At 72.3% G+C, this 5,612-nt stretch carries 7 protein-coding genes; 4 read left to right on the forward strand and 3 right to left on the reverse strand.

Going from position 1 to position 5,612, the window contains the following annotated elements:
• Both ACTIR_RS0116870 and cofD read right to left on the reverse strand, forming a co-directional pair.
• Window positions 1–759 (reverse strand): coenzyme F420-0:L-glutamate ligase (locus tag ACTIR_RS0116870; protein ID WP_267879496.1); only part of this gene is annotated, 759 nt, incomplete at its 3' end.
• Window positions 752–1,747 carry a 2-phospho-L-lactate transferase gene (gene cofD, locus ACTIR_RS0116875; RefSeq protein WP_026455168.1) on the reverse strand — a complete coding sequence of 332 codons (996 nt, stop codon included), beginning with the start codon at window positions 1,745–1,747 and terminating at the stop codon, window positions 752–754. The genes cofD and ACTIR_RS0116870, both read right to left, overlap by 8 nt.
• 523 nt (window positions 1,748–2,270) lie before the next feature.
• On the opposite strand from cofD, the gene fdxA reads away from it, so the two are divergent.
• The 4 genes from fdxA (at window position 2,271) to ACTIR_RS0116895 (ending at window position 4,631) form a co-directional block, all read left to right on the forward strand.
• Window positions 2,271–2,591: a ferredoxin gene (gene fdxA / locus ACTIR_RS0116880; protein WP_007026152.1), complete on the forward strand. Its 321-nt coding sequence runs from the start codon at window positions 2,271–2,273 to the stop codon at window positions 2,589–2,591.
• The gene (gene dapC, locus ACTIR_RS0116885) at window positions 2,588–3,679 is read left to right on the forward strand and encodes a succinyldiaminopimelate transaminase (RefSeq protein WP_026455169.1); all 1,092 of its coding nucleotides are present in this window, start codon (window positions 2,588–2,590) and stop codon (window positions 3,677–3,679) included. The genes fdxA and dapC overlap by 4 nt, the downstream gene beginning before the upstream one ends.
• A gap of 107 nt (window positions 3,680–3,786) precedes the next feature.
• On the forward strand, window positions 3,787–4,275 hold the full coding sequence (locus ACTIR_RS0116890; RefSeq protein WP_007026154.1) for a hypothetical protein: 489 nt from the start codon (window positions 3,787–3,789) through the stop codon (window positions 4,273–4,275).
• Entirely contained in the window at window positions 4,272–4,631 is a 360-nt protein-coding gene (locus ACTIR_RS0116895; RefSeq protein ID WP_026455170.1) for a hypothetical protein, read from the forward strand. The genes ACTIR_RS0116890 and ACTIR_RS0116895 overlap by 4 nt, the downstream gene beginning before the upstream one ends.
• Before the next feature lie 164 nt (window positions 4,632–4,795).
• On the opposite strand, the gene dapD is transcribed toward ACTIR_RS0116895, so the two are convergent.
• Window positions 4,796–5,612 (reverse strand): 2,3,4,5-tetrahydropyridine-2,6-dicarboxylate N-succinyltransferase (dapD, locus tag ACTIR_RS23930; protein ID WP_034240594.1); only part of this gene is annotated, 817 nt, incomplete at its 5' end.

Consider the following 5,612-nt stretch of genomic DNA (forward strand, 5'->3'; position numbering starts at 1 on the left):
CGCGCCCGGCCGGTCGTCCCCGGTCCGCAGGCCGCGCACCACCGCGACCGGGACGCCGCTGAGTTTGCCCTTGACCAGGTCGGCCGCGGCGGCGACCTCGTCGGCCACGGCGATCTCGGTGACGGCGAGCTCGTTGCCCTGGGCGTCCACCGCGCCCTCGTAGGAGCGCACCACCCGCAGCCCGGCCGAGCCGATGGCGGTGTCGGTCTGGCCGACCCGCCACGCCCGGCCCATCGTGTCGGTGATCACGACGGCGACGTCCACACCGAGCCGTTCGCGCAGGCCGTCGCGCAGCGCCCGGGCGGAGGCGTCCGGATCGGTGGGCAGCAGCGCCACCTCGCCGGTGTCCACGTTCGAGGCGTCCACCCCGGAGGCCGCCTGCACGATGCCGAGCCGGTTCTCGGTGATCACGGTGCGCCCGATCCGGGCCAGCACCCGCACCGACTCCTCGTCGATCAGCTTGCGCCGCTCGGCGTCGCGGAGCTCCGGGTCGGCGGGCACGGTCACCAGCCGGTCCTCGACCTTGGAGACCACCTTGCTGGTGACCACGACCACGTCACCGGAGCGCAGCCAGCCCGCGGCCCCGGCCAGCGCACCGGTCAGGTCGTCGCCGGGGCGGAACTCGGGCAGCCCCGCCACCGGCAGGATCTCCACCCGCGCGGCACCGTGCTCGTACCCGGCGGGGTCATGACCGGCGGGATCGTGACCGGCGGGGTCCTGCCCGGCGGGCGTGCCCACGTGGTCGGCGTGCTCAGTCAACGTCCACCCCGGCCAGGTCCAGCGCGGCCCGCACCATCGCCGCCGTGGCGTCGACGTCGGACATCAGCAGCGGGACCGCGCGGACCGCGACCCCGGGGACGTCCACCGACTCGCCCTCGTGCACGAGCCAGCCGTCCAGCAGCCCGTCCTCGGAGGTCTTGCGCGAGCCGTAGTGCGCGCCCACGGCCCCGGCGGTGGACTCCACGCCGATGGCGGACAGGCAGGCGTCGGCCATGCCCCGCACCGGCCGCCCGCCGATGATCGGGGACAGGCCCACGACGTCGGCCGCGGTGGAGCGCAGTGCCTCCCGCACCCCGGGCACCGCCAGCACCGACCCGATGGAGACCACCGGGTTGGACGGGGCGAACAGCACCGCGTCGGCCTCGGCGATCGCGTCCGTGACGCCCGGTGCGGGCTGCGCCTCCTCCGCACCGACCGGCACGATCGTGTGCGCGGGCAGCTTCGCGTGGTGGCGGACCCACCACTCCTGGAAGTGCAGCGCCTTGCGCTGCTCCGGCTCGTCCGGGTCGTCCACGACGACGTGGGTCTCCACCCGGTCGTCGGTCATCGGCAGCAGCCGCACCCCGGGCCGCCACCGGTCGCACAGCGCCTCGGTCACCGCGGACAGCGGGTACCCGGCGCGGATCATCCGCGACCGGATGAGGTGGGTGGCGATGTCCTTGTCGCCGAGGTTGAACCAGGTCGGATCGGCGCCGTAGGCCTCCAGTTCGCCCTGCACCGTCCAGGTCTCACCCGCGTGGCCCCAGCCGCGTTCGGGGTCGATCCCGCCGCCGAGGGTGTACATGCAGGTGTCCAGGTCGGGGCACACCCGCAACCCGTGCATCCAGACGTCGTCGGCGGTGTTCACCAGCGCGGTGATCTCGTGCGGCGACTCCCGCTCGCCGACGGCGGGGAGCCCGAGCGCAGCCTTGACGCCGAGCAGGAAGCGGGCACCGCCCACCCCGCCGACGACGACGACAACCTTCACAGTGCCGGCCTCTTCCCTTCCGTGACTCCACTTCGCGACCCCGCCCGTGGCTTCGCCCGGGGCCGCAGCGTGCTCATTCTCCAGTGTCCCCCGCCCACCCCACCGAGCCCCCGCGAGTCGCCACTCCGGACCCGCGAGTTGCCGCCTCCGTTCCGCGAGTTGACGCTCCCGGTCCATGCGTTGACGCTCCCGGCCCGTGAGTAGGCGCTTCCGCACCGTGCACCGGCCGCCCGGATCCGCCCTCCGGTGTCGCCGCACCGTCGCGGAGTGACAACTCGACGCACCGGAGCGGCGACTCGCGGGTGTGGGATGACGACTCGCGGGTATCGCGGGGTGTGAGTAGGCACACACGAGGACGGGTGGGTGGTGGCGGGGAGGGGTCTGCCCGTGGGCACCGGGCGGATCCGGGGTAAACATGGCTCACACATCCGGGTCGGGGCCACCGGTGGACGGCTTAGGATGCGGGGAAGACAAGCGTAGTGTCCGGCAACGGGCCTGACCGAAAACCAAGCAGGAGAACGCAGTGACCTATGTGATCGCCGAGCCCTGCGTCGACGTGCTCGACAAGTCGTGCATCGACGAATGCCCCGTCGACTGCATCTACGAGGGCGAGCGGATGCTCTACATCCACCCCGACGAGTGCGTCGACTGCGGAGCCTGCGAGCCGGTCTGTCCGGTGGAGGCCATCTACTACGAGGACGACGTGCCGGACGAGTGGACCGCCTACACCAAGGCCAACGTCGACTTCTTCGACGAGCTGGGCTCCCCGGGCGGCGCGGCGAAGGTCGGCAAGACCGCGCACGACCCGCAGTGGATCAAGGACCTGCCCCCGCAGGGCGAATGACCCGGGCCAAGCTTCCCGACTTCCCCTGGGACTCGCTGGCCGAGCACGCCGCCACTGCGCGGGCGCACCCGGACGGCCTCGTCGACCTGTCCGTCGGGACCCCGGTCGACGAGGTCCCGGACGGCATCCGGGCCGCGCTCGCGTCGGTGTCGGAGATCCCGGGATACCCCGCCACGCACGGCACCCCCGCGCTGCGGGAGGCGGCGGTGGCGGCGCTGCGGCGCAGGCACGGCGTGGACGGTGTCGAGCCCGACGCGGTGCTGCCCACGATCGGCTCCAAGGAGCTCGTGGCATGGCTGCCGACCCTGCTCGGCGCGGGTCCGGGGGACACCGTGGTGATCCCGGAACTGGCGTACCCGACCTACGAGGTCGGGGGACTGCTCGCGGGCGCGACGGTGCTGCGCGCCGACGCCACCACCGCCGTCGGGCCCGGCAGGCCCGCGCTGCTGTGGTTGAACTCGCCGTCCAACCCCACGGGCCGGGTGCTCGGGGTCGAGCACCTGCGCAAGGTCGTCGACTGGGCCCGCGAGCGCGGCACGGTGGTCGTGTCCGACGAGTGCTACCTGGCGCTCGGCTGGGAGACCGAGCCGTTGTCGATCCTGCACCCGGACGTGCACGGCGGGAGCCTGGACGGGTTGCTGGCGGTGCACTCGCTGTCCAAGTCGGCCAACCTCGCCGGGTACCGGGCCGGGTTCGTCACCGGCGACCCGGCGCTGGTGCGCGACCTGTTGGCGGTGCGCAAACACGCCGGGATGATCGTGCCCCGCCCCGTGCAGGAGGCCATGACCGCCGCACTGGCCGACGACGACGCCCTCACCACGCAGCGCGGACGCTACGCCGCCCGCCGCGCGGCCCTGCGCCCCGCGTTGGAGAACGCGGGCTTCCGCATCGACCACTCGGAGGCCGGGCTGTACCTGTGGGCCACCCGGGGCGAGAGCGCCGAGGCGACCGTGGCCCGGCTGGCCGAGCGCGGCATCCTGGTCGCCCCGGGCACCTTCTACGGCCCCCGCGGCGGCGAGCACGTCCGCGTGGCCCTCACCGCCACCGACGAACGGATCGACGCCGCCGTCCGACGACTGACGCCCTGAGCACCGGGCGGGCACGACTCGACGACCCGGGGGTAGCGCGCTGGTTCCCCGTGCCGTCATCGAAAACGCGCGTTGCGACCGGGTGAGTTTGCAAGTAGTTTGAAACTATGACCGCCCCGGAAGTGAATTTCTCGGAGCTGTCCAACAAGCCCGTTGAGACGGTTCGTAAGTTGCAGCAGTCCACAAGCCGCTCCCTGCGGGTGCACCGGCGCGGGGCGGAGGACGAGGACCTGCTGCTCACCACCGTGAGTCGTGCTGAGCAGGTCGCCGAGGTGGCTTCCACGACCACCAAGCTCTTCCTCGCGCTGATGGAGCACGACGACCGGACACGGACCCTGGTGACCGACGTTGTTCCGCGTGCCTTCCCGTGGGTCCGTTTCCTTCCGAAGGAGGGCGTGCACCAGTTCGTCGTGGAACTGGTCGAGACGTTGGAAGCGGCGGACAGTCTGGAGAATCCCGCGCCGGTGGCACATCTCGTTGCCGCCTGGCGCAGTACCGCCGAGGTTCACGCCGATCCTGAACTGCTCGCGGTCCTGAAGCGGGATGGTGTCGACTTCGGAGCCGTGCCGGAACCGACCGACGACGGAACGACATGAGTCCTAAGCGGGGAGACGACGTCGCGCAGCCGCCACGGGACGAGGAGTGGAAGATCCGTTACGGGGATCGGGCGGCTGTCGAAGGATGGCGACAACTCCTGGCGGCGGCTCCCGGCAATCTCCGCAAGGCCTGGGATCTGATGCGACACCATCCGGGCTCCGAGTCGGCGATGTCACCGTTGCGACACCATCGTCTGAAGTTCGACCTGGCCACCGGGGTGTGCGACGGGCGCGAGCTGCCCCAGTGGCAGATTGAGGTGACCGGCGGTGGCCGGGTTTGGTACCTGATCGATGACGAGAGCCACACGGTGTGGATCAAATACGCGGGAGTCGGGCACCCGCGTGCGACGGATTGACTGCTGTCCGGCGAAGCACCGCCGAGGTTCACGCCGATCTTGAACTGCTCACAAGCCTGAAGCGGGACGGTGCCGACTACGGAGCCGTGCCGGGACCGCCCGCCCGGGACCCGGGCCCGGGGTCGTGAGCCGCCTCGTCGGCCGCTCCGACCCCGGGCGGTGGGTCAGTCGTTGGCGTGCAGGGCGGCGTTGAGTTCCACCCCCGCGCCGGTGCGCGGGACGGCCTCCACCGCGCCCGTGGCCGAGTTGCGGCGGAACAGGGCGCCGGAGATGCCGGACAGCTCCCGCGCCTTCACCGACCGGCCCTCGAAGGTCACCTTCGTGCCCGCCGTGATGTAGAGACCGGCCTCCACCACGGAGTCGTCGCCGAGCGAGATGCCGACGCCGCCGTTGGCGCCGATCAGGCAGCGCTCGCCGACGGAGATGACCTCCTTGCCGCCGCCGGACAGCGTGCCCATGATCGACGCGCCGCCGCCGAGGTCGGTGCCGTCCCCGACGACCACGCCCGCCGAGATCCGGCCCTCCACCATGGAGGCGCCGAGCGTGCCCGCGTTGAAGTTGACGAAGCCCTCGTGCATCACGGTGGTGCCGCTCGCCAGGTGCGCGCCGAGCCGCACGCGGTCCGCGTCACCGATGCGCACCCCGCCCGGGATGACGTAGTCGACCATCCGGGGGAACTTGTCGATGTGGTGCACCGTGACGCTGCCGTGCGCGGCCCGCAGCCGCATCCGCGTGGCCTCGAAGCCCTCCACCGGGCACGGGCCGTGGTCGGTCCACACGACGTTGGACAGCAGGCCGAACACGCCGTCGAGGTTCTGCCCGTGCGGGCGCACCAGGCGGTGCGAGAGCAGGTGCAGCCGCAGGTACACCTCGTGCGCGTCCGCGGGGGCACGGTCGAGCGAGCCGACCGTGCTGCGCACCGCCACGACCTCCACACCGCGGACGTCGTCGGTGCCGAGCAGGCCGCCTGCCGCCGCGCCG

It is taken from the genome of Saccharomonospora iraqiensis subsp. iraqiensis, assembly GCF_000430445.1.
GTDB classification, from domain to species: Bacteria; Actinomycetota; Actinomycetes; order Mycobacteriales; family Pseudonocardiaceae; genus Saccharomonospora; species Saccharomonospora iraqiensis.